At 63.9% G+C, this 22,899-nt stretch carries 27 protein-coding genes; 12 read left to right on the forward strand and 15 right to left on the reverse strand.

Going from position 1 to position 22,899, the window contains the following annotated elements:
* Positions 1 to 29: 29 nt before the first annotated feature.
* Both PSEMO_RS22290 and PSEMO_RS22295 read right to left on the reverse strand, forming a co-directional pair.
* Entirely contained in the window at positions 30 to 554 is a 525-nt protein-coding gene (locus PSEMO_RS22290; RefSeq protein ID WP_075805145.1) for a DUF3455 domain-containing protein, read from the reverse strand.
* Between the two features lie 122 nt (positions 555 to 676).
* On the reverse strand, positions 677 to 964 hold the full coding sequence (locus PSEMO_RS22295) for a hypothetical protein (protein ID WP_075805146.1): 288 nt from the start codon (positions 962 to 964) through the stop codon (positions 677 to 679).
* Positions 965 to 1,118: 154 nt separating this feature from the next.
* Here PSEMO_RS22295 and PSEMO_RS22300 point away from each other — a divergent pair, with 154 nt between their 5' ends.
* Complete coding sequence (locus tag PSEMO_RS22300; protein WP_075805147.1) at positions 1,119 to 1,556, forward strand: hypothetical protein; 438 nt, start codon at positions 1,119 to 1,121, stop codon at positions 1,554 to 1,556.
* An 89-nt stretch (positions 1,557 to 1,645) separates the two neighbouring features.
* On the opposite strand, the gene ppnN is transcribed toward PSEMO_RS22300, so the two are convergent.
* Positions 1,646 to 3,019, reverse strand: coding sequence for a nucleotide 5'-monophosphate nucleosidase PpnN (gene ppnN / locus PSEMO_RS22305; RefSeq protein ID WP_075805148.1), 1,374 nt, complete (start codon positions 3,017 to 3,019; stop codon positions 1,646 to 1,648).
* A gap of 164 nt (positions 3,020 to 3,183) precedes the next feature.
* Complete coding sequence (locus tag PSEMO_RS22310; RefSeq protein ID WP_075805149.1) at positions 3,184 to 4,377, reverse strand: Bcr/CflA family multidrug efflux MFS transporter; 1,194 nt, start codon at positions 4,375 to 4,377, stop codon at positions 3,184 to 3,186.
* Positions 4,378 to 4,526: 149 nt separating this feature from the next.
* Here PSEMO_RS22310 and PSEMO_RS22315 point away from each other — a divergent pair, with 149 nt between their 5' ends.
* From PSEMO_RS22315 to PSEMO_RS22325, 3 genes are all read left to right on the forward strand, one after another.
* Positions 4,527 to 5,783, forward strand: coding sequence for an OprD family porin (locus tag PSEMO_RS22315; RefSeq protein ID WP_075805169.1), 1,257 nt, complete (start codon positions 4,527 to 4,529; stop codon positions 5,781 to 5,783).
* Between the two features lie 178 nt (positions 5,784 to 5,961).
* The gene (locus PSEMO_RS22320) at positions 5,962 to 7,143 is read left to right on the forward strand and encodes an MFS transporter (RefSeq protein ID WP_075805150.1); all 1,182 of its coding nucleotides are present in this window, start codon (positions 5,962 to 5,964) and stop codon (positions 7,141 to 7,143) included.
* A gap of 183 nt (positions 7,144 to 7,326) precedes the next feature.
* Positions 7,327 to 7,875 carry a cupin domain-containing protein gene (locus tag PSEMO_RS22325; protein WP_009408871.1) on the forward strand — a complete coding sequence of 183 codons (549 nt, stop codon included), beginning with the start codon at positions 7,327 to 7,329 and terminating at the stop codon, positions 7,873 to 7,875.
* A gap of 28 nt (positions 7,876 to 7,903) precedes the next feature.
* On the opposite strand, the gene PSEMO_RS22330 is transcribed toward PSEMO_RS22325, so the two are convergent.
* The gene (locus tag PSEMO_RS22330) at positions 7,904 to 9,385 is read right to left on the reverse strand and encodes a DASS family sodium-coupled anion symporter (protein ID WP_075805151.1); all 1,482 of its coding nucleotides are present in this window, start codon (positions 9,383 to 9,385) and stop codon (positions 7,904 to 7,906) included.
* A 445-nt stretch (positions 9,386 to 9,830) separates the two neighbouring features.
* Between PSEMO_RS22330 and PSEMO_RS22335 the strand changes: the two genes are divergently transcribed.
* Positions 9,831 to 10,163, forward strand: coding sequence for a hypothetical protein (locus PSEMO_RS22335; RefSeq protein WP_081430311.1), 333 nt, complete (start codon positions 9,831 to 9,833; stop codon positions 10,161 to 10,163).
* 99 nt (positions 10,164 to 10,262) lie between these two features.
* Here the strand turns inward: PSEMO_RS22335 and PSEMO_RS22340 are convergent, their stop codons facing one another.
* The 5 genes from PSEMO_RS22340 to PSEMO_RS22360 form a co-directional block, all read right to left on the reverse strand.
* Entirely contained in the window at positions 10,263 to 10,565 is a 303-nt protein-coding gene (locus PSEMO_RS22340) for a hypothetical protein (RefSeq protein WP_075805152.1), read from the reverse strand.
* Positions 10,566 to 10,735: 170 nt separating this feature from the next.
* Positions 10,736 to 10,927: a hypothetical protein gene (locus PSEMO_RS22345; RefSeq protein WP_075805153.1), complete on the reverse strand. Its 192-nt coding sequence runs from the start codon at positions 10,925 to 10,927 to the stop codon at positions 10,736 to 10,738.
* Between the two features lie 138 nt (positions 10,928 to 11,065).
* Positions 11,066 to 11,950 carry an EamA family transporter gene (locus tag PSEMO_RS22350; RefSeq protein ID WP_075805154.1) on the reverse strand — a complete coding sequence of 295 codons (885 nt, stop codon included), beginning with the start codon at positions 11,948 to 11,950 and terminating at the stop codon, positions 11,066 to 11,068.
* 229 nt (positions 11,951 to 12,179) lie between these two features.
* Positions 12,180 to 12,731 carry an ATP-dependent Clp protease proteolytic subunit gene (locus PSEMO_RS22355; RefSeq protein WP_075805155.1) on the reverse strand — a complete coding sequence of 184 codons (552 nt, stop codon included), beginning with the start codon at positions 12,729 to 12,731 and terminating at the stop codon, positions 12,180 to 12,182.
* Positions 12,732 to 12,733: 2 nt separating this feature from the next.
* Entirely contained in the window at positions 12,734 to 13,150 is a 417-nt protein-coding gene (locus PSEMO_RS22360) for a low affinity iron permease family protein (RefSeq protein WP_075805156.1), read from the reverse strand.
* 237 nt (positions 13,151 to 13,387) lie between these two features.
* On the opposite strand from PSEMO_RS22360, the gene PSEMO_RS22365 reads away from it, so the two are divergent.
* The gene (locus tag PSEMO_RS22365; RefSeq protein WP_075805157.1) at positions 13,388 to 14,305 is read left to right on the forward strand and encodes a DUF72 domain-containing protein; all 918 of its coding nucleotides are present in this window, start codon (positions 13,388 to 13,390) and stop codon (positions 14,303 to 14,305) included.
* Between the two features lie 25 nt (positions 14,306 to 14,330).
* On the forward strand, positions 14,331 to 14,702 hold the full coding sequence (locus PSEMO_RS22370; protein ID WP_075805158.1) for a Rho termination factor N-terminal domain-containing protein: 372 nt from the start codon (positions 14,331 to 14,333) through the stop codon (positions 14,700 to 14,702).
* Between the two features lie 114 nt (positions 14,703 to 14,816).
* Here the strand turns inward: PSEMO_RS22370 and PSEMO_RS22375 are convergent, their stop codons facing one another.
* Positions 14,817 to 15,053, reverse strand: coding sequence for a metallothionein (locus PSEMO_RS22375; RefSeq protein ID WP_075805159.1), 237 nt, complete (start codon positions 15,051 to 15,053; stop codon positions 14,817 to 14,819).
* A gap of 18 nt (positions 15,054 to 15,071) precedes the next feature.
* A complete protein-coding gene (locus PSEMO_RS22380; RefSeq protein WP_075805160.1) occupies positions 15,072 to 15,539 on the reverse strand; it encodes a phosphotransferase system, HPr-related protein in 468 nt (155 codons plus the stop codon).
* A gap of 152 nt (positions 15,540 to 15,691) precedes the next feature.
* On the opposite strand from PSEMO_RS22380, the gene ligD reads away from it, so the two are divergent.
* The 5 genes from ligD to PSEMO_RS22405 are packed head-to-tail and all read left to right on the forward strand — an operon-like array spanning position 15,692 to position 21,177.
* A complete protein-coding gene (gene ligD / locus PSEMO_RS22385) occupies positions 15,692 to 18,127 on the forward strand; it encodes a DNA ligase D (protein WP_075805161.1) in 2,436 nt (811 codons plus the stop codon).
* 11 nt (positions 18,128 to 18,138) lie between these two features.
* On the forward strand, positions 18,139 to 19,182 hold the full coding sequence (locus tag PSEMO_RS22390) for an acyl-CoA dehydrogenase (protein WP_075805162.1): 1,044 nt from the start codon (positions 18,139 to 18,141) through the stop codon (positions 19,180 to 19,182).
* On the forward strand, positions 19,179 to 19,931 hold the full coding sequence (locus PSEMO_RS22395; protein WP_075805163.1) for a PIG-L deacetylase family protein: 753 nt from the start codon (positions 19,179 to 19,181) through the stop codon (positions 19,929 to 19,931). The genes PSEMO_RS22390 and PSEMO_RS22395 overlap by 4 nt, the downstream gene beginning before the upstream one ends.
* Positions 19,928 to 20,527, forward strand: coding sequence for a class I SAM-dependent methyltransferase (locus PSEMO_RS22400; RefSeq protein ID WP_075805164.1), 600 nt, complete (start codon positions 19,928 to 19,930; stop codon positions 20,525 to 20,527). The genes PSEMO_RS22395 and PSEMO_RS22400 overlap by 4 nt, the downstream gene beginning before the upstream one ends.
* Positions 20,524 to 21,177, forward strand: a complete 654-nt coding sequence (locus tag PSEMO_RS22405) for a glycosyltransferase (RefSeq protein WP_075805165.1) — start codon at positions 20,524 to 20,526, stop codon at positions 21,175 to 21,177. Before PSEMO_RS22400 ends, PSEMO_RS22405 begins: the two co-directional genes overlap by 4 nt.
* A gap of 120 nt (positions 21,178 to 21,297) precedes the next feature.
* On the opposite strand, the gene ku is transcribed toward PSEMO_RS22405, so the two are convergent.
* From ku to PSEMO_RS22420, 3 genes are all read right to left on the reverse strand, one after another.
* Positions 21,298 to 22,119: a non-homologous end joining protein Ku gene (ku, locus tag PSEMO_RS22410; RefSeq protein ID WP_075805166.1), complete on the reverse strand. Its 822-nt coding sequence runs from the start codon at positions 22,117 to 22,119 to the stop codon at positions 21,298 to 21,300.
* Between the two features lie 16 nt (positions 22,120 to 22,135).
* Positions 22,136 to 22,315, reverse strand: coding sequence for a hypothetical protein (locus tag PSEMO_RS22415; RefSeq protein WP_075805167.1), 180 nt, complete (start codon positions 22,313 to 22,315; stop codon positions 22,136 to 22,138).
* Between the two features lie 101 nt (positions 22,316 to 22,416).
* Positions 22,417 to 22,590, reverse strand: coding sequence for a con-10 family general stress protein (locus PSEMO_RS22420; protein WP_075805168.1), 174 nt, complete (start codon positions 22,588 to 22,590; stop codon positions 22,417 to 22,419).
* Positions 22,591 to 22,899: the final 309 nt, after the last annotated feature.

A 22,899-nucleotide genomic window follows, 5' to 3' on the forward strand; every position in this document is an offset into this window, starting at 1 on the left:
AGACCAGCCCCCGGGCTGGCAGCGGCGATTTACCGGGCGGTCCAGAAAATATAATCCGCCTGGTAGCTCACCACTTCGCGCTTGCCCTTGTCGGCCGTGGTGCAGGCGCTGCCCGGTGCAACCCCGCCTTTGAGCGCCGTGCGCTGGATATAGGTCACGCCGCTCATGGCGCCCTTGCCTTCGGCCGGGTTGGCCTTGACCAACTGGTACGGCAGGTTGCCCGGGCTCGACGGCGCTACCGCCAGTTGCGTACCGGTGACTTTCGAACCGTCCTTGGCCTGCCAGGTGGCGGGTGGACCGAAGTAATCGCCTACGGCCTTGCCACTACGGTCGTTGAGTACCGCTTTCGGACCGACGAAGACCCACTCGGTCTGCCCCGGCATATTCGCCTTGTCGCGGCATTCGTAGGTGATTTCACCAACGCCCGTGGTTTCCAGGGCGACCTTGTGGCCGTCCGGCACCTTGATGCTGTCGGGCAGCGAGCTATTGGCGTGGGCGATGGAGCTGAACAACAGGGCGGCGAAGGCGAGTTCGAAGCGGGATTTGACGTTCATGGGCATGACTCCAGTCAGGGGATCGGTTCGACAGCGCGACGGCTGCTGTCTGAACTACCTGGCTGGAGGGCAAATGGATGCAGGCTGCTGAAAATAAATTTTCCGGCGGCCTGGCGGGCGGCTTAAAGGCCCAGTTCTTCCGGGGTCAGCATGTCGGATTCGAAGGCGAGCCAGCCGTATTCCAGCTCGGCGTGGCCGTTGACGATCTCGCCGTAGTAGGTCAGGCCGTTGTCCAGGGTGACGCAGATATGGGTGGGGTTTTCCGGGGCGGCCAGGGTGCCGTTGAAGTGGACCTTCTTCAGGGTTTCCGACACCGCCTCGAGGGAAACCTGCACACCGGTGTTCTCGACGGCTTCGACGTCATCGCGCTGCTCGGCGCTGATGGTGACGGTGGCGGTGTATTTCTTCATGCGTGACGACTCCGGGATCGGCGGGCGGGGAAAGGCGCACAGGATAAGCCAGGACGCCGGTAAAAGCCCGCCCGGCCATCACGAAAACGAGCGCCGGGCGCCGCTCGCTGGTATCGTGCCCGGCTGAATCCGCACGACCGCAAAGGAGAAGACCTTGAGTGCCGAAGCGAAAATGACCGGTGACCTGTTCGAAGTCGACAAGCGCCTGAGCCTGAAGCCCGTGGTGGACTTCAACACCTACCTGAGCAATGCCTTCGGCAACGGCCGTTGCGTTTGCGCGCGCTGCAAGGACAGCGCCAACGACGAAAGCGCCTACGCCTTCGCCCACAGTTTCGAATTCAACGGCATCCCGCTGCACCGGCGCTTTGCCGTGACCACGGCGGCGGATGTACTGGGCAACCTGAAAAAGGCCTGGCTGTCGTACAACAAGGAAGACATGCCGGCGACCGGGAGCCTGGACCTGGAGGCGGTGAAGGCCTTTGTCGAGCCGGGGCTGCACGTGCGGGTGAAGCCGCTGTTGCTGGCCAGCGGGTTGGTGAAGGAGCAGGCCGATGGGGGGCTGCAATTGATGGCTGACGGGGATTTTGTGTAGATCCTGAGGGCCTCATCGCTGGCAAGCCAGCTCCCACAGGATCGCATAACCTGTGGGAGCTGGCTTGCCAGCGATGAGGCCCTGAAAGGCTACGCCACTACCCGATAGCACGGCACATAAGCCGCCCCACCGGGCAACTTCATCCGGTGCTGCTCGACGAACGCCTGCAACAGCTTGTCCAGCGGCCCCATGATCTCGGCATCACCATGGATCTCGTACGGTCCATGTTCCTCGATCAGCCGAATCCCCTTGTCCTTCACGTTCCCCGCGACAATCCCGGAAAACGCCCGGCGCAGGTTCGCCGCCAGTTCATGGGGCGGCAGCGAGCGGCTCAGTTGCAGCGCCGACATGTTGGCGTGGGTCGGGTCGAACGGACGCTGGAAACCCTCTTCGATCTTCAGCAGCCAGTTGAAATGGAAGGCGTCGTTGCGCTCGCGACGGAACTGCTTCACTTCCTTCAGCGCCTCGGTCATCACCCGCGCCACCTGCACCGGGTCGTCGATGATGATCTGGTACAGGCTCTGCGCCGCTTCACCCAGGGTCGCGCCGATAAAGGCGTTCAACTGCTGCATGTACGGCTCGGCACTGCGCGGGCCGCTGAGGATCACCGGGAAGCGCAGGTCGTGGTTGTCCGGATGCATGAGGATGCCCAGCAGGTAGAGGAACTCCTCCGCCGTACCGGCGCCGCCCGGGAAGATGATGATGCCGTGGCCGACCCGGACGAAGGCTTCCAGGCGCTTCTCGATGTCCGGCAGGATCACCAGTTCGTTGACGATCGGGTTCGGCGCCTCGGCGGCGATGATCCCGGGTTCCGTCAGGCCCAGGTAGCGGCCGCTGCTCATGCGCTGCTTGGCATGGGCGATGGTCGCGCCCTTCATCGGGCCCTTCATCACGCCCGGGCCGCAGCCGGTGCAGATATCCAGCTTGCGCAGGCCCAGCTCGTGGCCGACCTTCTTGGTGTACTGGTATTCCTCGCTACTGATTGAGTGCCCGCCCCAGCACACCACCAGCTTCGGATCGACGCCCGAACGCAGGGTGCGCGCATTGCGCAGGAGCTGGAAGACGTAGTCGGTGATGCCCTGGGAGCTGTCCAGGTCGATGTTCAGGCGGTCCAGCTCGCTTTCGGTGTAGACGATGTCACGCAGGGCGCTGAAGAGCATTTCCCGGGTGCTGGCGATCATTTCGCCATCGACGAAGGCGTCGGCCGGGGCATTCAGCAGTTCCAGGCGCACGCCGCGGTCCTGCTGGTGGAAACGGACCTCGAAGTCCTTGTAGGCATCGAGGATGGTCTTGGCATTGTCGACATGGGCGCCGGTGTTGAGGATGGCCAGGGCGCACTGGCGGAAAAGGCTGTACATGGAGCCCGAGCCGGCCTGGCTCAGTTGCTGGACTTCACGTTGGGAAAGCGTCTCCAGGCTACCCTTGGGGGCGACCGAAGCATTGATTACCTGTCTTTGGGTCATTCTGGATTCCATGCTGTTCGGTGCCTGCGAACCACTGTGGCACCGCTGTTGTGAACACCGCACGCGCGGGTCTTGCACCTGTTTGTAACAGGTGCCCCGGCATGAGGCAAACACCGCCGGGGTTCACTGAGTATGGACGCTTCCCAAGACTTGTCGTTCCGTGCTCAGGCCCTGTGCCTGACACCTCGGGCGATCATTGCGTAGCACGCCAGGCAACCCAGCCCGGCCACGGCCAGGGTCAGGCACATCGGCCGTGGCGTACCGTCGGCCAGGGCACTCACTGCGGCGGAAAACAGCGCGCCCAGGGCGAACTGGCAAGCCACCGCCAACCCGGCCGCCGCGCCCGCCTGACGCGGGAACAGGGCCAGCAGACTGGCCACGCAGTTGGCGCCGAGCAAACCGGTGACGCTGACGTAGAGCACCACCCAGGTGACGATCAGCGCCAGCCCGCCCCAGCCACTCAAGCCGGTCACCAGCAGCCCGAACGCCGCCAGCCCGGCCAGCCCTGCGCCTACCGCGAGCATGCGCAGCGGGCCGAGGCGGCTGACCAGGCGGGCATTGATCAGGGTCATCAGGATGATCCCAAACACATTCAGGCCGAACAGCCAGGCATAGCCGCGCGGCGATACGCCGAAGAACTCCATGTAGACGAAGGGCGAGGCGGTGATGAAGGCGAACATGCCGCCGAAGGCCAGGCCCATGCACAGGATGTAGCCCAGCGCCAGCGGCTGCGTGGCGATATGCCAATAGGCAAGGAAGACCTTGGCCAGGGACTCGCCGCGCTGGTCCGGTGCGTGGGTTTCACCGATTTTCCACGCCGCGGCGACCAGGCACAGGGTGCCGAACAGCAGCAGGCCGAGGAACACCGTGCGCCAGCCGCCCATGTCCATCAGCACGCTGCCCAGCAGCGGCGCGACCAGGGTGGCGAGCATGGTCACCAGGTGCATCAGCGACAGCACTTTCGCCGCTTCGGCCAGGGCGAACAGGTCACGCACGATGGCCCGCGCCAATACCGCTGCCGCCGCGCCGCCGAGGGCCTGGAAAAAGCGCCAGGTCACCAGTTGCTCCACGGAGCCAGCGAAAATGCAGCCCAGGGTTGCCACCAGGTACAGGCCCATGCCGCCAAGCAACAGCGGGCGCCGGCCATAGCGGTCGGACAGCGGCCCGTAGACCAGCATGCCCAGGCACAGGCCGACCAGGAACAGGCTGATGGTCAGTTGCACGCTGGCGGAACTGGCCTGCAGGTCGCTGGCGATCAGCGGCAGGCTGGGCAGGTAGGTGTCGATGGACAGTGGCGCAAAGGCCACCAGGGCGGCGAGCAGGACGATCAGGCGCGCCGGGTTGGAAGGTCGGGTCATCAGGGCTCCGCGAGCAGGACATAACGTTAATATCTTAATTTTATCTGCAAGCTTACCTAAAGGGTTTCACGCAACAAAAGATAACATGTTAACTATAGCGCGAGCCCATCACGGGCCAGACCACAAAAAGAACAAAAGGTATGCCATCGATGTCTCTTTCCCGTCGCCACTGCGCGGCTGCTGCCGGCCTGTGCAGCGCCCTCGCCCCGTTTCTCGCCCACGCCGATTTCATCAAGGACAGCAAGGGCAGCCTGGAAGCCCGCAACTTCTACTTCAGCCGTGATTTCCGCCAGGACAACGCACCGCAGAGCCAGGCCCGGGAATGGGCGCAGGGCTTCATCCTGCGCCTGGAATCCGGGTTTACCGAAGGCACGCTGGGCTTCGGTGTCGATGCCCTTGGCGAGTTGGGCGTCAAGCTCGACTCCAGCCGCGATCGCCGTGGCACCGGCCTGCTGCCCTACGGCGCCAGCCAGGAGCCGGTGGACGACTTCAGCGAACTGGGCCTGACCGCCAAGGCGCGGATCAGCAAGACCACCCTCAAGCTCGGCACCCTGCAACCCGCGTTGCCGGTGGCGGCGATCAACGATGTGCGCCTGCTGCCGTCCACCTACAGCGGCGGCCTGCTGAATTCCCAGGACATCGACGGCCTGACCTTCAACCTCGGGCGCCTGGACAAGCAGAACCTGCGCGATTCCTCCAGCAACGACGAAATGAGCTACGCCGGGGTGGAAAGCAGCCACCTGGACCTCGCGGGCGGCACCTATGCGCTCACCCAGCATCTGGCGCTGAGTTACTACTACGCCGACATGCAGGACATCTACCGCCAGCACTACGCCGGGCTGGTGCATGACCTGCCGCTCGGCGACGGGGTCAGCCTGCGCAGCGACCTGCGCTACTTCGACACCCGGGAAAGCGGCCACGACGCCCTGCGTTCGGCGAACCGGGTGGATGGCGGGAAGATCGACAACCGCTTCTTCAACGGCATGCTGACCCTGGGTGTCGGTGCGCATAAATTCGGCCTGGGTTACCAGAACCTCTCCGGCGACGGTGATTTCGCCTACCCGGGGCTGGATCCCTACTCGGTGAACCTGGTCACGGTGAACGTGTTCACCAAGGCCGAGACCGATGCCTGGCAGGCCCGTTATGACTACAACTTCGCCAGCTTCGGCTTGCCGGGGCTGAGCTTCATGACCCGCTATGTGAACGGCAAGCACATCGAGACGGCGACGGTCAGCGGCGGCAAGGAATGGGAACGGGACACCGATATCGCCTATGTGGTGCAGAGCGGGCCGTTGAAGAATTTCAGCGTGCGCTTGAGGAATGCGACGTTTCGCTCCAGTGGCGGGTTGACGACGGATATCGATGAGAACCGCTTGATTCTCGGGTATACCGTGGCGCTGTGGTGAGGACAGAAAAAACGTAAATACGGGTTTTATCTTCAAGAAATGTTTCAGGGCGGGGCACAATGGTCGGCCTTTCGGGCCCTATCGCTGGCAAGCCAGCTCCCACAGGTTATGCGATCCCTGTGGGAGCTGGTTTGCCAGCGATGAGGCCCTGAAGAACACCACAAAAACAGGACCTCTTATGACCAAAGCCCAGGTAGCCCCTGCCTTCGACCTGCGCCCCCTGCTCTTCGCCCACATGGCCTGCACCATCGCCATGATGGCCTTCGTCTCGCTGATCGGCCCCATCGCCCGGGTCTTGCAACTGGCCCCCTGGCAGGCCGGTGCCGCCATGACCGTCTCCGGGGTGATCTGGATGCTCCTGGCCCGCCCCTGGGGCCGCGCCAGCGACCGCTACGGCCGGCGCCGCATCCTGCTGCTCGGTGCCGGCGGCTTCACCCTCGCCTATTGGGCCCTGTGCCTGTTCATCGACGGCGCCTTGCGCTGGCTGCCGCCGGCGTCCATCGCTTTCGTCGGGATGATGATCGGCCGCGGCGCCATCGGCGCGTTCTATGCTGCGCTGCCGGTGGGCAGCAATGCGCTGATCGCCGATAACGTCGAACCGGCCAACCGTGCCAAGGCCATGGCCTCACTGGGTGCTGCCAACGCCGTGGGCCTGGTGCTCGGCCCGGCCCTGGCCGCCCTGCTCGCCCGCTTCAGCCTGAGCCTGCCGATGTATGCCCTGGCAATCCTGCCGCTGCTGGCCCTGCTGGTGCTGCGCCACAAGCTGGTGCGCCAGGAACTGCACCTGGCCCAGCCACCACGCCCGGTACGGCTGAGCGACCCGCGCCTGCGCCGGCCGCTGGCGGTGGCCTTCGTCGCCATGCTCTGCGTGTCCCTGGCGCAGATCACCGTCGGCTTCTTCGCCCTCGACCGCCTCGGCCTGGAACCGGGCGCAGCGGCCCAGGCGGCGGGGATCGCCCTGACCATGGTCGGCGTGGCGCTGATCTTCTCCCAGTTGCTGGTGCGCAAGCTGCAATGGCCGCCGCTGCGGATGATCCGCGTGGGGGCCTGTGTCGGCGCGCTGGGCTTCGTGGTCAGTGCCTTTGCCGTGGACAGCCTGATGCTTTCGGCCGGCTTCTTCATCTGCGCCGGCGGCATGGGCTGGATCTTCCCGGCCTTCGCGGCGCTGGCGGCGAATGCGGTGGAAGCCTCGGAACAGGGCGCTACCGCCGGGTCGATCGGCGCGATGCAAGGGCTCGGGGTGGTGATCGGGCCGCTGGCCGGGACCTTGATCTACAGCCTGGATGCCCGGCTGCCGTGGCTGGTGGCGGCGGGGTTGTTGTTGCTGATCGGCCTCTGGACTACCTCGAAAGAGAAGTGACCTTTCGGGCCTCATCGCTGGCAAGCCAGCTCCCACAAAGTCCGCGGTGCACTCGGTCCCTGTGGGAGCTGGCTTGCCAGCGATGAGGCCCGAAAGAACAGCAGGGAAATCCAGCCCCGACACACCCCCGCCGAGTGTGTTTTAATGCGTCGCCCATTTTTTCTTCTCAACACCAAGGCGGCTATGGACACGGGGACACGACTCAGACTGGTGCGTGAACGCAACAAGCTCTCCCAACGGGAACTGGCCCGACGCAGCGGCCTGACCAACTCGACGATCTCGCAGATCGAGCAGAACCGCGTCAGCCCCTCGGTCAGCTCCCTGAAAAAACTGCTCGAAGGCATTCCCATGTCCCTGGCGGAGTTTTTCAGCTTCGACGAGCCTCCGCGGGAAGAACGCTTCGTCTTCCGCGCGGCCGAGCAGCCTGACCTAGGCCGCAGCGGCATGCGCATGCTGCTGGTCGGCGCCAGTGTCGAAGGCCGGCAGATGCGCATGCTGCGCGAACTGTACGCCCCCGGCGCGGACTCCGGTGAAGAGCCGATCGTCCATGCCGAAGGCGAGGAATGCGGCCTGGTCACCCGTGGCACCATCGAATTGCGGGTCGATGGCCAGGTAAGCATCCTCAACTCCGGTGACGGCTACTACTTCCCCACCACCCTGCCCCACAGCTTCAAGAACATCGGCCAGGACGAGGCCGAGATCATCAGCGCCAACACCCCGGCGAACTTCTGATGAAACGGCGGCCCTGAGGCCGCCGTTTTCACATCCAGCCCAGCCAGTGCCACCAGGTGGCGGCGAACACCAGCATCAGCAGGTAACCAACCAGGGTCACGACAAGGCCGACCTTGGCGAACTGCCGTGCGTTGAAGGTTTCCGTGCCCAGGCACACCATGTTCTGCGGCGCGTTGATCGGCAGGATAAAGCCGTAGCTGACCACGAAGCCGAGGACCATGGTCATGCCCAGCCGGTTGAAATCTCCCGGCAGGGTCTGCAACACGGCGATCAGGATCGGCAGCAGCGCCGAAGTCAGCGCGGTGGCACTGGCGAAGCCCAGGTGAATCAGGATCAGGAACGCCCCGAGAATGGCGAAAACGCCCAGGGTGCCCAGTTGATCCAGCCCGGTATGGGCCACCACCTGCGCACCCAGCCATTGCCCGGCCTGGGTGGTCAGCAGCGTGGTGCCCAGACTGATGCCGACACCGAAGACGATCACCGTGCCCCAGGGAATCCGCGCCTGCACGTCCTTCCAGGTCATCACGCCGAAACGCGGCAGCAACAGCAGGACCAGCCCGGCGTAGGTGGTCGAGGTAGTGTCGAAGCCGTGTAGCTTGCCCTCGGTGGCCCAGGCCAGCAGCAGCGCCAGCGATACCCCGAGCAGGCGCTTCTGCGCCCCGCTCATCGGCCCCAGCGCCGCCAACTGCTCGGCCACCGCCGCCTTGCCGCCGGGAATGCTGTCGGTCTCCGGCGGCAGCATCTTCAGCACCACCACGATCAGCAGCGCCGACATCAGCAGCGCCCACGGAGCACCGGCGATCAACCAGTCGATCCACGACACCCGGGCACCAAGCATCTTGTCCATGAAGCCCACGGTCAGCAGGTTCTGCGCGGCGGCGGTCTGGATACCGATGTTCCAGATGCTGGTGCCCTGGGCGACGATGATCATGATCCCGGCGGCGATGTTCGAGCGCTTGTCCACGCCGAAGGCGGCGATCACCCCCATCATGATCGGCACCACGCAGGCGCTGCGCGCGGTGGCGCTGGGTACGACCAGGCTGAGCAGGATGGTGACCACCACCGCACCGAGGAGGATGCGCCGGGTACTGACGCCGATACGGTCGAGGGTGACCAGGGCGATGCGCCGGTCGAGGCCCGTATGGGTCATGGCGGCGGCGAGGAACAGCGCACCGACCACCAGCGCCAGCGCGGTATTGGAAAACCCGGTCAGGGCCATGCCCACGGCAGCGGATGAGCCATAGGTGAGGTTCGGGTCAGCCAGGGTCGGCGCGCTGCCGAGGAGAAAGGCCAGCAGCGAGGTAATCATGATCGCACTGGCTTCGTAGGACACCGCCTCGGTGATCCAGATGACCACGGCGAAGGCCAGGATCGCCAGGACCCGCTGCCCCGCCACCGGCAGATCGCTCGGCAGCGGCAGCAACAGGACGCCGATCAGGGCGGCGATGCCCACCAGCAGGCCAATGGGTAGACCCGGCCGGAGGGTCGCGGTTGTGGGTGACGTATTCATGGCCTGCCTCGCTGCCTTGGGAAGTGCTGGCAAGCGCTCTATTCCGCGGCTTGCCCGTTCTCCTCGATCATCCTCCCGCTCTCTCGCGGAAAAAATGACATCGATCAAGCCCTGACGGATCAGGCTGCCGCAGGTTTTGTAGGACAACCCGGCAATAACTACATACGTGGGACATCATTTTTGTAGTGATAAGAAAAAATCACTACAAACCCGTTGACGCCGTTCATCGGGCTCTTGCATGATGGACTCGTCTCCCCGATCGGGAGCGCTGGCAAGGGTGTTCCAGACGATTCGAGTGATTTTCGGGTTGTCCGTGGAGTGGGACTGTCCAAAAGGCAGAGTGAAGAAAGCCCCTGTTGCGATGCTGCTGTAGCAGCCTTGGTAGATGCGCTACATGAAGCGCGAGTCTGAACGAATCAACCACTGAAGGGTTATGGGGGCTTTAATGATGAACTTGAACGAACAACCGACTATCCAGGAACTGGCCAAACTGTTCGCTGCGCGCAAAGACACGCTCGACAGCCACATCCTCTGGATCTGCGACGAAGGTGAAGTGCATATCGACAGCCTGTCGCCCTGCACCACCGAAGATGAATTCGAACAGGGCAAACCCGGCATGCGCGCCCGGATGAAGATGTACCGCCGTGGCCAGGGCTACGTCGGCAAGAAAGCGGCCGCCGATACCCAGTTCGTCGGTCGCGTGCTGGAAACCTTGCAACAGGAGTGGCCAGCGCTGCGTGAAGGCCAGGGCGTTCAGGTCATCGACCGCCTCAGCTGAGTCCTTCGAAGCTGCAAGCTTCAAGCTATAAGCTGCAAGTAAAAGCGGACCCGGTGTCGCTCTTTCTTGCAGCTTGCGGCTTGTAGCTTGCAGCTTTTTTCATGCCCGTCGCAGCAGCGCCAGTGGCTCCTCGGGCTGCAATTCGGCAACCATCGCCCTGGCCCGGTCCACACCCCAGACCAGCGCCCGGCTCATGCTTTCGCTCGGTCGTGTCGGGTAGTACTCCTCCAGCAACGCCTTGCCGTGGCGGGCATACACGCCGAGGAACAGTTGGGTCGCACCGGTGCGCGACAGCCGGACCTGCACATCGATGCTGGTACCGTCGCTGAGCACTTCATCATGGCTGCGGCTGTGCAACCCGGCATCCGCCCATTCCCAGTATTTGTCTTCCCTGATACGCATTGCTTTCCTCCACTGGAATAGCGCATTGACGGCACGTAGTAAGGCATAGATCGCCATCACTCTCCAGCGCCGCTGGGCGGCGCAATGAGCGAAATCAAACAAAGCGGCATGAATTGGCGCGAACCGCGTACCCGTCGGCGCTTTCGGCAAATAGCCGAAAGCGCTCTGGTTCAGCGTTTTGGCAGCGCAGCCGGGAGGAAGCGGCGGCTTTCGATGCGCGCAGGCATCTTCGCCTTGAAGGTGCCCTGGGCATCGTCCAGGGTCATGTGGCCAATGCCCAGGCGGAAGGCGGACTGACCACAGCGCACCACGGAATTGATCGGGAATTCGTCGCCGAGGTCTTCGAGAAATTGATCCTTCATGTTCCTGCTCCCCTCTGAAAGCGACCGATACCGATCCTCCAGCCGGAGAACCTGAAAATATCGATCTCAACAATCCAGAGACTAGCCGGACATTTGCAGACTGGCCGGTCATCTTATCGATGCCCGACCAGTGGCACCTCAGGCCTGGGCGGTCCTGAACACGTCCTTCAGCCGTGGCCCGAACACATTGATCAGCAGCCCCAGCATCACCAGCACGCCACCCCAGCACTGGATCGCCGTCAGGCGCTCATCCAGCAGCAGGGCCGAAGAGGTCAGCCCCACCACCGGAACCAGAAGCGAAAACGGTGCCACTTTCCCCGCCGGGTAGCGCGACAGCAGGCGGCTCCACAATCCATAGCCGAGCATGGTGGCGATCGCCGCCAGGTAGATCAGCGACAGGATCGAGTTCAGCCCGATATTGCGCAGCGACGATTCGATCAGCGCCGGGCCTTCCAGGTACCAGGACAGGGCCAGGAACGGCAGTGGCGGAATCAGCGCACCCCAGATCACCAGGGCCACCAGGTCGATCTTGCCGAAACGCCGGGTGATGATATTGCCGATCCCCCAGCAGGCACCGCCGCACAGGGTCAGGACCAGGGCCAGCATGGGCACATGGCTGCCGTTCTCGCTGCCGATCAGCGCCAGCCCGCCTGCCGCCACCAGCAGCCCAAGGACGCTGGCCGCACGCAGGCGCTCACCGAGGAACACGGCGGCGAAGATCATGGTGAAGAAGGCCTGGGATTGCAGCACCAGCGAAGCCAGGCCCGGCGGCATGCCGTTGTGCATGGCCTCGAAGAGGAAGGCGAACTGGCCGAGGGAGATGGTCGAGCCGTAGGCGATCAGCCAGCGCCACGGCAACTGCGGCCGACGGATGAAGAATACGGCCGGAAAGGCCACCAGGATGAAACGCAGCGCCCCCAGCAACATCGGCGGCAAACCGTCCAGCCCGACCTTGATCACCACGAAGTTCAGGCCCCAGGCAACGATCACCACCAGCGCCAGCAACAAATCCTTGAGCGGCATTTTTCCCCCATTGCACGCGTAATAATTTGAAACATCATATCGTCATTAGGCGGAGGGGTGACAGCAAAGGAAAGTCAGGCTGCGGGCGCACCAGCAGGTGGCGGAACGCTCGAAAATGATGCAATCCACAAGGGCCTCATCGCTGGCAAGCCAGCTCCCACAGGGACCGCGTACACCGCAAAACCTGTGGGAGCTGGCTTGCCAGCGATGAGGCCCTCAAGTACAGCCACTAGGCATGCACACTCCACTGCACCACATCCACCCCGATCACCGAGTCATCCACCGCCTGGATCAACCCACAGCGAATGGCTTCCTCGGGCGTAACGATCCGCGGATGCGCCATCAGGTACCGAGGAATGTCCAGCACCTCCTGCGCCCCCCGGGTCCGCTCGGCGACGATCTGCGCATAGAGCTGCAGGTCGTAGTCCAGGCTCATCGCATACTCGGCCATCCGCGCATGGTCCACCGAGCCATGCAAGGTCCAGTGGAAGGGATGGAACAGGAACTTGCTCAAGGCACAGGCGCTACGCCGCTCGCCGGCCAGGAACAGGATATTGCCCATCGACTCCACCGTGCCGAGGTTATGGGTATCCACCGGCACCGGCAGCGAACGCAGGAAGTTGTACAGGCTGAAGCCGTAGCTGCACTCCCCGCCCATGGTGGCGATATTCACCTGCAGACGTTCGGCGCCCTGTTGCAGGGCCTTGGAGCAGGTGCTGATCAGATTGCCGCAGGTGGAGGCGTTGATCGGTCCGGTGAAATGAATGATATGACTGGCCATGGTCACCTCGTGGAGTGCTTCCCTGGGTCTGCGTGAGGGTTGCGGAGCTGCTTGTCAGCCCCCGTGTCATCGGCGAGCGCGTCTATATGCTCGTAGCGCTGGCGCAACTCGGACAGTTGCTTCGCGTCCAGATCATCGAGCCCGAGCAGGGCGTTATGCGCCCGGCGGGTAGCGCGCAGCAACTCGTCGATCTTGATATGCAACTCGTCGGTATCGCGGTTCTGGGTGTTCTGGATCAGGAACACCATGAGGAAGGTGACAATGGTGGTCGAGGTATTGATCACCAGTTGCCACGTATCGCTGAAATGGAACAGCGGGCCACTGATTGCCCAGACCAGGACCAAGGCGAAGGCAATGAAGAAGGTCGTGGGGCGGCCGGTCCAACTGGCCAGCTTCTGGGCAAAGCGGGAAAACTTCATGGTGGCTTCCTCGTCGTGTCGCGCGCGCCGGGGCCGACATTCGGTGGAAAGGCTGGCGGGGGCAAAGTTCAGTTTTGGCAATACATCTACGCTTTACGCCGAACATCTTCTCGCCAACTGCGAATTTCCAAGCCCCGCCTGACGGGGCTTTTTTCTTCCCGCCATTCGTCCACCCTCCTGAACCCACACTCAGCCACGCCAGTCGCACCCTTAACGAACAGTGTAAGGAACGACGGCGTGAGCGAGATCCGCATCGGCATTTCCGGCTGGCGCTATGCCCCGTGGCGCAAGGTCTTCTACCCCGAGGGGCTGGTCCAGGCGAAGGAGCTGGCGTTCGCTTCGCGCGCGGTGAACAGCATCGAGATCAACGGTTCCTTCTATGCCCTGCAAACTCCGCAACGCTATGCCGAATGGCGCGATGCCACGCCGGATGACTTTGTCTTCGCGGTCAAGGCGCCGCGCTATATCACCCATGTGCGGCGGCTCAAGGAGATTGACGAGCCGCTGGCCAATTTCTTTGCCTCCGGGCCGCTGCAACTGGGCGCCAAGCTAGGGCCGATCCTCTGGCAGTTTCCGCCGAGCCTGAAGTTCGATTCGCAGCGCTTCGCCGATTTTCTTCAGCGCCTGCCCCATGATCAGGCCGCCGCCAGTCAATGCGCCCGGCACTGCGCCGCGCGGATGAAGAAAGACGGTGCATTCGACCACGATGACAAGGGGCAAGTGCGCCATGCCGTGGAGATTCGCCACGACAGCTTCCGCGACCCGGCCTTCATCGAACTGCTGCGCAAGCACAAAGTGGCATTGGTGGTTGCCGATACCGCCGGCAAATGGCCGCTGCTGGAAGACCTGACTGCCGATTTCGTCTATCTGCGTCTGCACGGCGATGCCGAGCTGTATTCCAGCGGTTACACCGATAGCGCCCTGCAGCGTTGGGCCCGGCGTATCCGCACCTGGAGTCACGGCAAGCAACCTGGCGACGCCCATCTGGCCGGTCCACGGGAGGCCGCGACCAAGGGTGCCAAGGCGATCTATTGCTACTTCGACAACGACTTGAAAGTCCGTGCGCCTTTCGACGCGCGGGCATTGCTGCATCGATTGAAGCTCGATGCCCACCTGCAAACGGCGCCGGGCGAACTGCCGGCCCCACCCCTGTAGCCATGGATAATCGGAGACCACACCCATGCCACGCGGAAGCAAAGCCAAGTACACCGAGGAACAGAAGCGCAAGGCCGCGCGCATCGAGGACAGCTACGAGGCCAAGGGCGTGCCCAAGGATGAAGCCGAAGCCCGTGCCTGGGCCACGGTCAACAAGCAATCCGGCGGCGGCGAGAAGGCCGGGGGTTCCGGGCAGAAGAAGAGTGAGAGCGCTAAACACAAGTCGCGGCAGTCGTCAGCGCAACGCGCGGTGAAGACCCGGCAGGGTGAACCGCGGCCGGATCAGCCGCTGGAGGAACTGACCAAGACCGAGCTGATGGACAAGGCACGCAAGCAGAATATTGCGGGGAGATCGAGGATGAGGAAGGCGGATCTGGTAAAGGCACTGAGCAAATAAGCTTTGGGCCTGCTTCGCAGGCCTTCGCGGGCAAGCCACGCTCCTACAGTTGATCGCGTTTCAATGTAGGAGCGTGGCTTGCCCGCGAAGGACCGCAAAGCGGTCCCAGAGGCTTCAAGGCGAGATCGGATCACTCGCCGGAAATGTCTCCTCCAGCGCGTTATCCACGCTCTCCTCATCCGGCTGCTTCGCCTTGTCATCCCCGCAATGGCATTCACTCATGCGGCACGGCTCGCCATTGGCATGCCCGCTCGCGCAGGCCTTGCAGCAATAGGCTTCGCCGCCCACCTGCACGGCATTGGCGTCCACTTCGCAGGTACAACCGGGGCAGGCACAGTGTTGTTCGCTCATGATCGTTTCCTCCTTCACTCAGGCTTCTTCATCGCCTTGCGGCGGCGATACCCGGTCGGTCCAGGGCTTGCCGTCCAGCGGTGCCGAGCGTGCCAGCTCGGCTTCATCGAGGCCGATGCCGCCGCCGATTTCGTCTTCGTCGACCCGCCGCAGTTGCTGGTCCACAGGCCCGGCACCGCCACGTTCGGACGGATCGCGGGCACCGGTCTGGTCGTACAGGGTGTCGGGACTCAGGTCGTCGTAGGTGACGTTGTCTTCATGCAGGCTTTCGCTGAGGGCTTCCCCCCCGGTCATGCCGCTGCGCTCAACCCGCTCGGCGGGAAACTCGCGATTCACCTCTTCCGCCGACCGCGCATCGCCGGCACGGCCCTGACGCTCGTCGTGGCGGTCGCTGAAATCCAGCTCACGCATTTCGCCCATGCGGTCCTGGATGTCGTCGATCTCCTGCGGCACATGGCTGGCAGGCTTTTCACTTTTCTCGTTCATGGCAACCTCGCTTGCGGATGAGCTGTACCTGAGTCGACTCACCGCCGCGAAGAATGATTCAGTCTTTCTGCCACCCGGTCGCCACGCCGATTGAACTCCCGTCATGCGCCCCCTCTCCCACTTGGTAAGACGCCGGAGACAGAGCATTCGCCATGGCCAAGCCCCTCGAGGAATACCAGCGCAAGCGCAACTTCACCGCCACCCCTGAACCCAGTGGCAAGCGCGCCCGTGGCAAAGGCCAGGCGCTGCAGTTCTGCATCCAGAAACATGACGCCAGCCACCTGCATTACGACTTCCGCCTGGAACTGGATGGCACCCTGAAAAGCTGGGCGGTGCCCAAGGGCCCGTCGCTGGACCCGAAGGTCAAGCGCCTCGCCGTGCATGTCGAAGACCATCCGCTGGACTACGCCGGCTTCGAGGGGCATATCCCCGAAGGTCACTATGGCGCCGGTGATGTGATCGTCTGGGATCGCGGCATCTGGATTCCCGAAGGCGATCCCCATCAAGGCTATGCCAAAGGTCATCTGCGCTTCGAACTGCAAGGGGAAAAGCTGGGCGGGCGCTGGAACCTGTTCCGCACGCGCCTGGCCGGCAAGAAAGAACAGTGGATGCTGGTCAAGTCAGCAGACGCCCAGGCCCGTGAAGAAAGCGACTACGACATTCTCGAAGCCGCGCCGGACAGCGTGCTCAGCGATCGCACCCTGCCCAATGCGACACCCGCGCCCAAGCCCGCTACGGCGAAGAAAAAAACGCGCAAGGCGCCGCTGCCCGCCACACTCAAGCCGCAGTTGGCAACCCTGGTGGACGCTCCACCGCAAGGCGCCTGGCGCTACGAAATCAAGTTCGACGGCTATCGCATCCTGGCCCGCATCGATGACGGCGAGGTGCGTCTGTTCACCCGCAATGGCCATGACTGGACGGCGAAGATGCCGCGCCAGGTGGCCGCGCTCAAGAAGCTCAAGCTGAAATCCGCCTGGCTCGACGGCGAGATGGTGGTAGCCGACGAGAACGGCGTGGCCGACTTCCAGGCCCTGCAGAACGCCTTCGACACCGAGCACGACGAACGCATTCTCTACTACCTGTTCGACCTGCCCTGGCTCGACGGCCACGACTTGCGCCAGCACCCCTTGCACGAGCGCCGCGCGGCCCTGGAAAAGCTGCTCGCCGATCCGCCGCCTGAAGTGCGCTACTCCGCCGACTTCGATGAACCGGTGACCTCGCTGCTTGCCAGCGCCTGCCGGATGAACCTCGAAGGCCTGATCGGCAAGCGTCGCGACAGCACCTATGTGGAACGGCGCAGCAGCGACTGGATCAAGCTCAAGTGCCAGCAACGCCAGGAGTTCGTGGTGCTCGGCTACACCGATCCGAAGGGCAGTCGCGCCGCCTTCGGCGCCCTGCTGCTGGGCCTGCACGATGGCAAGCAGTTGCGTTACGCCGGCAAGGTGGGCACCGGTTTCAGCACCGACACCCTGCACACTCTGCATCGGCAACTCAAACCGCTGGAAGTGTCCCGGCCGGCGCTGGACAAGCCACCGAGCGGTGCCGAGGCCCGTGGCGTGCACTGGCTCAAGCCGCATCTGCTGGCCGAAATCAGCTTCGCCCAGATGACCCGCGAAGGCATCGTCCGCCATGCAGTGTTCCATGGCCTGCGCAACGACAAGCCAGCCAGCGCGATCACTCTGGAGCGTCCCATGACCGCCAGGAAAAGCACCGCCAGGCAGATGCGCCTGACCCATCCCGAGCGCATCATCGATGCCACCAGCCACACCCGCAAACTGGACATCGCCGAGTACTATGCCAAGGTCGGCAAGCTGATCCTGCCACACCTCAAGGATCGCCCGGTCGCACTGGTCCGCGCCCCGGACGGGCTGGCCGGCGAGCTGTTCTTCCAGAAGAACGCCGCCCAGCTCGACCTGCCCCATGTCAAAACCTACGGCAAGGACGAGGCAGGCCAGGCCGCCATGGTGATCAATCGCCAGGACACTCTGCTCGGCGCGGTGCAGATGAACACCCTCGAACTGCACACCTGGAACGCCACCGACAAGCAGTTCGAGCGCCCGGACCGCTTCATCCTCGACCTCGACCCGGACCCTAAGCTGCCCTGGAAAGCCATGGTCGAGGCCACCACCCTGACCCTCACCCTGCTCGAAGAACTGGGCCTGCGCTGCTTCCTCAAGACCAGCGGCGGCAAGGGCATCCACGTGGTGGTGCCACTACAGCGCAAGGCCGGCTGGGACGAGGTGAAGGATTTCAGCCACGCCATCGTCAGCCACATGGCCGGGCTGTTCCCGGACCGGCTGTCGGCGGTGTCCGGGCCGAAGAACCGGGTCGGGCGGATCTTCATCGACTACCTGCGTAACGGCCAGGGAGCCACCACCGTCTGCGCCTGGTCGCTGCGGGCCCGCGAGGGCATGCCCGTGTCGGTACCAATCTGGCCGGAGGAACTGGCCGGGCTCAAGGGCGCCAACCACTGGACCCTGGCCACCATCGACGAGCGCCTGGCGGACGGCAACGACCCGTGGAAGGACTACGCCGCCACTCGCCAGTCGATCACCGCCGCCATACGCAAGAAACTCGGCCTGAAGTGAAGGAGCCACGTATGAGCATCATCCAGGACTTCGACCTGGGCAGCCTCGACACCCTGCTGCGCAGCTTCACCCAGCGTCCCCAGGCGCTGCATCTGGACACCCAGTTGCCGCTGATCCTGCAATCGCTGCAACAGGATCATCTCGACCTGCTGCCCCTGCCCGGCCAGGGCCATACCTTGCAACGCTGGCAGACCCTGGCCCGGGTCGCCGGCTGCGACCTGAGCCTGGCCAAGCTGTACGAGGGCCACACCGATGCCCTGGCGATCCTTTCCGAATGCGGCGCCAGCCACAAGGTCGGCCAGGGCATCTGGGGCGTGTGGGCTGCGGAACCGCCAGATGCACGGGTGCGCATCGTCGAGCGCGATGGCGAGCGGGTGCTGCTGGAGGGGCGCAAGGCCTGGTGTTCCGGCGCCTTGCAGATCGACAACGCGCTGCTCACCGCCTGGGACAGGCATGACCAGCCGCAACTGGTGGCGATCGAGCTGTCTCATCCGAGCCAGCGAATCATTGCCGAGGGCTGGCAGGCGGTGGGCATGTCGACCACCTCCAGCGTGGTCATGGAGTTCAATGACTCACCGGCCCGGGCCATCGGCGCGCCGGGCCAGTACCTGTCGCGCCCCGGGTTCTGGCACGGCGGCGCAGGTATTGCCGCCTGCTGGTACGGCGCCGCCGAGGCGCTGGCCGATTACCTGCGCGAGCACTGCCGCAAGCCACGCCCCGACCCGCACGCCGAGGCGCACCTGGGCACAGTCGATGCCGCCCTGTGCGGTGCCCGTGCGACCTTGCGCGAGTGCGCGGGCTGGATCGACGCCAACCCGGGCAGCGATGCCGAACTGCTGGTGCGGCGCACCCGGGCCCAGGTGGAACAGGCGGTGAACCAGGTAATCGAGCATGTCGGCCGCGCCCTTGGCGCCACGCCGTTTTGCCACAACAGTCATTTCGCCCGGCTCGCCGCAGACCTGCCGGTATTCCTGCGCCAGAGCCACGCCGAGCGCGATCTCGCCGTGCTCGGCCGACAACTGGCGGGCATGCCCGCGGGAGCCTGGCAGCTATGAGCGAAGACCTGTTCAAGGGCCCGGCAACCCGGCACGAGCAATGGCAGCACTCGGCCCACCTGGCCCGGGCCACCTGGATCACCCCGCAGCAGCTGTGCCCGCCGGGCCGGCGCCTGGTGGTGGTGGCGCCCCATCCCGACGACGAGATCCTCGCCTGCGGCGGCCTGCTCGCCAGCTTGCGCGGCCGTGAAGCGGACCTGCTGCTGATCTCGGTCACCGATGGCGAGGCCAGTCATCCCGGTTCGCAACACTGGACTGAATACCGCCTGCGCCGCCAGCGCCCGCAGGAAAGCCGCAACGCCCTGCACAAGCTCGGCCTCGATGTGCAGACGCTGAACTGGCAGCGCCTGTCGTTGAAGGACACCGCCGTGGCCCGGGACGAGGCCTTCCTCGTCAATCACCTGAGCCAGCTGCTGCGCGCGGATGACCAACTCCTCTGCACCTGGCGCGGCGATGGCCACTGCGATCACGAGGCCGTCGGCCGTGCCTGCGCCCAGGCAGCGCAGGCCAAGAGCGTGGCCTTGCTGGAGGTGCCGGTCTGGGCCTGGTACTGGGCCGAGCCGGAGGACACGCGCCTGCCCTGGGAGCGGGCGTACAAGGTGCAACTGGATGCCGATGCCCTGCAACGCAAGCAGCAGGCGATCACGGCCCATGTGAGCCAACTGGAAACCGATGGCGAGCGCCCGCCGGTGCTGCCGGCGGAAACGCTCGAATGCCTGATGCAACCTTTCGAACTGGTGTTCCGATGAGTGTCGATGCCCGTTACTTCGCCAACCTGTTCGCCGCCAGCGACGACCCCTGGGCCTTTCGCACCCGCTGGTACGAGAAGCGCAAGCGCGACCTGATCATGGCCAGCCTGCCAAAGCAGTTCTACGAACGCATCTTCGAGCCGGCCTGTGCCAATGGCGAACTGAGTGCAGCGCTTGCCGAGCGTTGTAGCGAACTGGTCTGCCATGACCTCGACGCCACCGCCGTTTCCCTCGCCCGCCAGCGCCTCGCCCACTTGCCAGGTGTCCAGGTCGAACAGGGACACCTGCCGGGGGACTGGCCGGGCGGCAGTTTCGACCTGATCGTCCTCGGCGAGATCGGCTACTACCTCGACCCGGCGCAGTGGCTACAGGTGATCGAGCAGGCGGTGGCCAGCCTGAACGCCGATGGAGCGCTGCTGGCCTGCCACTGGCTGCACCCGATCGACGGCTGCCCGCAGGACGGGCGTCAGGTACATGCCCTGCTGGAGCAGCGTTTGCCGCTGTACCGCGTGCTGCGCCACGAGGAAGCAGACTTTTTGCTGGAGTACTGGAGTTGCCAGCCCAGCGTGATCGACCTGGACGAGACCTGCCCATGATTGCCGTGATCATTCCTGCACATAACGAAGCGGACACCTTGCCCCGCTGCCTTGCAGCCGTTCGAACCGCTGCCCGCGCCGCTGAAAGTGCCGGGCACCAGGTCGAGATCGTGCTGGTACTGGATCACTGCACGGATGCCAGTGCCGAGATCGCCCGCGCGTTTTGCGTGGAGACGCTGGAGGTCGATGTGCGCAATGTCGGCCAGGCCCGCCGGGCTGGCGCCGAACTGATGCTGCAGCGCGGTGCGCAGTGGCTGGCCTGTACCGATGCCGACAGTTGCGTGCCGGCGGACTGGCTGCTGTGCCAACTGGGCTTCGCCGCCGATGCGGTGTGCGGCACGGTGCATATCGAGGAATGGCAGGTGGATCAGGACCAGGCCCTGCGTGAACGTTATCTCGGGCATTACCAGATGCGCGAGGGGCACCGGCATATCCATGGGGCCAACCTGGGGATCTGTGCCCGCGCCTATCAGCGGGTGGGCGGGTTCCGGCCGTTGGCGCTGAACGAGGATGTGCAGTTGATCCAGGATCTGGAGGCGTGCGGGGCGACTATCGTGTGGACGGCGTTGAACAGTGTGTCGACCAGCAGCCGCATGGATAGCCGGGCTCGGGGTGGGTTTGGGGATTATCTGCGGTCGCTGCAACTTTGACATTTTGCTGTGTTGCTGATGGCCTCATCGCCGGCAAGCCAGCTCCCACAGTGTCCGCCGCGCTGCCGAACCCTGTGGGAGCTGGCTTGCCAGCGATGAGGCCAGTAAAAAAACCAACAATCATGAAGCCTTGCGCGCAACCTTCTTCTTCGGCTTCCCACCCAGGCTGCGCTTGAGCAATTCGGTCAGGTCGATGATATCCGCGCCCTTGCCCTCGCCCTCCTCGCCCGGCTGTTCCACCGTGGCGATCTTGCCCTTGGCCGCCTTCTCCTCCACCAGGTCCATGATGGTCTGGCGAAACTCGTTGTGGTAATCCCCAGGCGTCCAGCTGCCGCTCATGTCCTTGACCAGGCGCTTGGCCATGTCGAGTTCGGCCTTGCTCGCCTTGGCCTTGGTCACGCTGCTGTCCAGTTCCAGGCTGTCGAGACCGCGTACTTCATCCGGCCAGCGCAAGGTAATCAACACCAAGGCTTCCTCCAGTGGCCGCACCAACGCCAGATGCTGTTGGGTATGCAAAACCACCGTGGCCAAGGCCACCTTGCCAGTGCTTTCCAGGGTATCGCGCAGCAACGCATAGACCTTGCCCCCGCGCTTGTCCGGCGCCAGGTAATACGGCGTCTCGAACTGCTGCAAGGGAATCTCCCCGGCCTCGACGAAGGAAAAGATATCGATGGTCTGGGTCGCCTCGGGCCGGGCCTTGCGGATCTCCTCCTCGCTGATCACCACATAGCGGCCCTTCTCCACCTCGACGCCCTTGACGATATGTTCCTTGGTCACCTCCTTGCCAGTGACCTTGTTGATCCGCTTGTAGCCCACCGGGTCCATGCTGCGCTGGTCGAGCCAGTCGAAGTCGATGCGCTGGCTGCTGACTGCGGTGGTCAGGGCAACGGGGATATGCACCAGGCCGAAGCTGATCGCACCTTTCCAGATTGCACGTGGCATGGCGAACTCCCGAAGGTCAGTTGTCGCTGTCCTTGCTCGGCGCCAGCTGCGAAGCCGGACTTTCCGATTGCGGTTGCTGCATCTGCAATGACGGCTTGCTCGGATCGGAGTCCTTGCCGGGGTGGTTGGAATTGTCGAAACAGCCGCCCAGCGCCAGCAGGCCGGACAGCAGAAGCATGGCTGCGCCCTTGTTCATGGCCGATTCCTCCGCAAAAGCAAACGGCGCACCGAGGCAGGGCCACGATGCGCCAGACGGACGGGGCATGTGCATGCCCCGCCAATTACTTCACTGCTGCATCAGGAGCGACCACCTTTGCGGCCGGTGTCCTGGGGTTTCTGCCGGTCCTGATTCATGCCGCCCGAATGTTGCCCGCCCTTGCGACCGGCTTCGGAGGCTTTTTCCCGATCGTTGGCGAAGTTGCCCGGGTTGCCACCTTGCTTGGAGCCAGTGCGGTTTTCATTGTTAGCCATGATCTTTCACCTCATAGAAACTAGGGATGCACGACGTTTGCCGTACATGACTGGGAGTCCGGTTCGGGGCAGGGATTCGCTTTGATTCGGGGCGGTCGGACGGGTGGCGGGAAATAGCGGGAGGGGGGTGTTTGGGGTACTGGTTTTTTGCGGTGTTGCTACTGGCCTCATCGCTGGCAAGCTGAACTGGCCTAATGATCCCGGACACCTCTTAAGGGCGATATGATTCGCCCATTCAGGAGGTTCTATGCAAGAACGGAAGACCTACACCCGCGAGTTTAAGCAACGTGCTGCCAGCATGGTTCTTGA

Origin of the sequence: Pseudomonas putida, from assembly GCF_001941965.1 — a bacterium.
Lineage (GTDB): Bacteria > Pseudomonadota > Gammaproteobacteria > Pseudomonadales > Pseudomonadaceae > Aquipseudomonas > Aquipseudomonas putida_L.

Coding starts and splice junctions, on each gene's coding strand:
- PSEMO_RS22400 (WP_075805164.1), top strand. CDS start 19,928: ATGAGTGTCGATGCCCGTTACTTCGCCAACCTGTTCGCCGCCAGCGAC.
- PSEMO_RS22380 (WP_075805160.1), bottom strand. CDS start 15,539: ATGAACGAGAAAAGTGAAAAGCCTGCCAGCCATGTGCCGCAGGAGATC.
- PSEMO_RS22350 (WP_075805154.1), bottom strand. CDS start 11,950: ATGCCGCTCAAGGATTTGTTGCTGGCGCTGGTGGTGATCGTTGCCTGG.
- PSEMO_RS22395 (WP_075805163.1), top strand. CDS start 19,179: ATGAGCGAAGACCTGTTCAAGGGCCCGGCAACCCGGCACGAGCAATGG.
- PSEMO_RS22390 (WP_075805162.1), top strand. CDS start 18,139: ATGAGCATCATCCAGGACTTCGACCTGGGCAGCCTCGACACCCTGCTG.
- PSEMO_RS22375 (WP_075805159.1), bottom strand. CDS start 15,053: ATGAGCGAACAACACTGTGCCTGCCCCGGTTGTACCTGCGAAGTGGAC.
- PSEMO_RS22420 (WP_075805168.1), bottom strand. CDS start 22,590: ATGGCTAACAATGAAAACCGCACTGGCTCCAAGCAAGGTGGCAACCCG.
- PSEMO_RS22295 (WP_075805146.1), bottom strand. CDS start 964: ATGAAGAAATACACCGCCACCGTCACCATCAGCGCCGAGCAGCGCGAT.
- PSEMO_RS22340 (WP_075805152.1), bottom strand. CDS start 10,565: ATGCGTATCAGGGAAGACAAATACTGGGAATGGGCGGATGCCGGGTTG.
- ligD (WP_075805161.1), top strand. CDS start 15,692: ATGGCCAAGCCCCTCGAGGAATACCAGCGCAAGCGCAACTTCACCGCC.
- PSEMO_RS22415 (WP_075805167.1), bottom strand. CDS start 22,315: ATGAACAAGGGCGCAGCCATGCTTCTGCTGTCCGGCCTGCTGGCGCTG.
- PSEMO_RS22355 (WP_075805155.1), bottom strand. CDS start 12,731: ATGGCCAGTCATATCATTCATTTCACCGGACCGATCAACGCCTCCACC.
- PSEMO_RS22290 (WP_075805145.1), bottom strand. CDS start 554: ATGAACGTCAAATCCCGCTTCGAACTCGCCTTCGCCGCCCTGTTGTTC.
- PSEMO_RS22335 (WP_081430311.1), top strand. CDS start 9,831: ATGATGAACTTGAACGAACAACCGACTATCCAGGAACTGGCCAAACTG.
- PSEMO_RS22325 (WP_009408871.1), top strand. CDS start 7,327: ATGGACACGGGGACACGACTCAGACTGGTGCGTGAACGCAACAAGCTC.
- PSEMO_RS22370 (WP_075805158.1), top strand. CDS start 14,331: ATGCCACGCGGAAGCAAAGCCAAGTACACCGAGGAACAGAAGCGCAAG.
- PSEMO_RS22405 (WP_075805165.1), top strand. CDS start 20,524: ATGATTGCCGTGATCATTCCTGCACATAACGAAGCGGACACCTTGCCC.
- PSEMO_RS22310 (WP_075805149.1), bottom strand. CDS start 4,377: ATGACCCGACCTTCCAACCCGGCGCGCCTGATCGTCCTGCTCGCCGCC.
- PSEMO_RS22345 (WP_075805153.1), bottom strand. CDS start 10,927: ATGAAGGATCAATTTCTCGAAGACCTCGGCGACGAATTCCCGATCAAT.
- ku (WP_075805166.1), bottom strand. CDS start 22,119: ATGCCACGTGCAATCTGGAAAGGTGCGATCAGCTTCGGCCTGGTGCAT.
- PSEMO_RS22320 (WP_075805150.1), top strand. CDS start 5,962: ATGACCAAAGCCCAGGTAGCCCCTGCCTTCGACCTGCGCCCCCTGCTC.
- PSEMO_RS22315 (WP_075805169.1), top strand. CDS start 4,527: ATGTCTCTTTCCCGTCGCCACTGCGCGGCTGCTGCCGGCCTGTGCAGC.
- PSEMO_RS22360 (WP_075805156.1), bottom strand. CDS start 13,150: ATGAAGTTTTCCCGCTTTGCCCAGAAGCTGGCCAGTTGGACCGGCCGC.
- PSEMO_RS22330 (WP_075805151.1), bottom strand. CDS start 9,385: ATGAATACGTCACCCACAACCGCGACCCTCCGGCCGGGTCTACCCATT.
- ppnN (WP_075805148.1), bottom strand. CDS start 3,019: ATGACCCAAAGACAGGTAATCAATGCTTCGGTCGCCCCCAAGGGTAGC.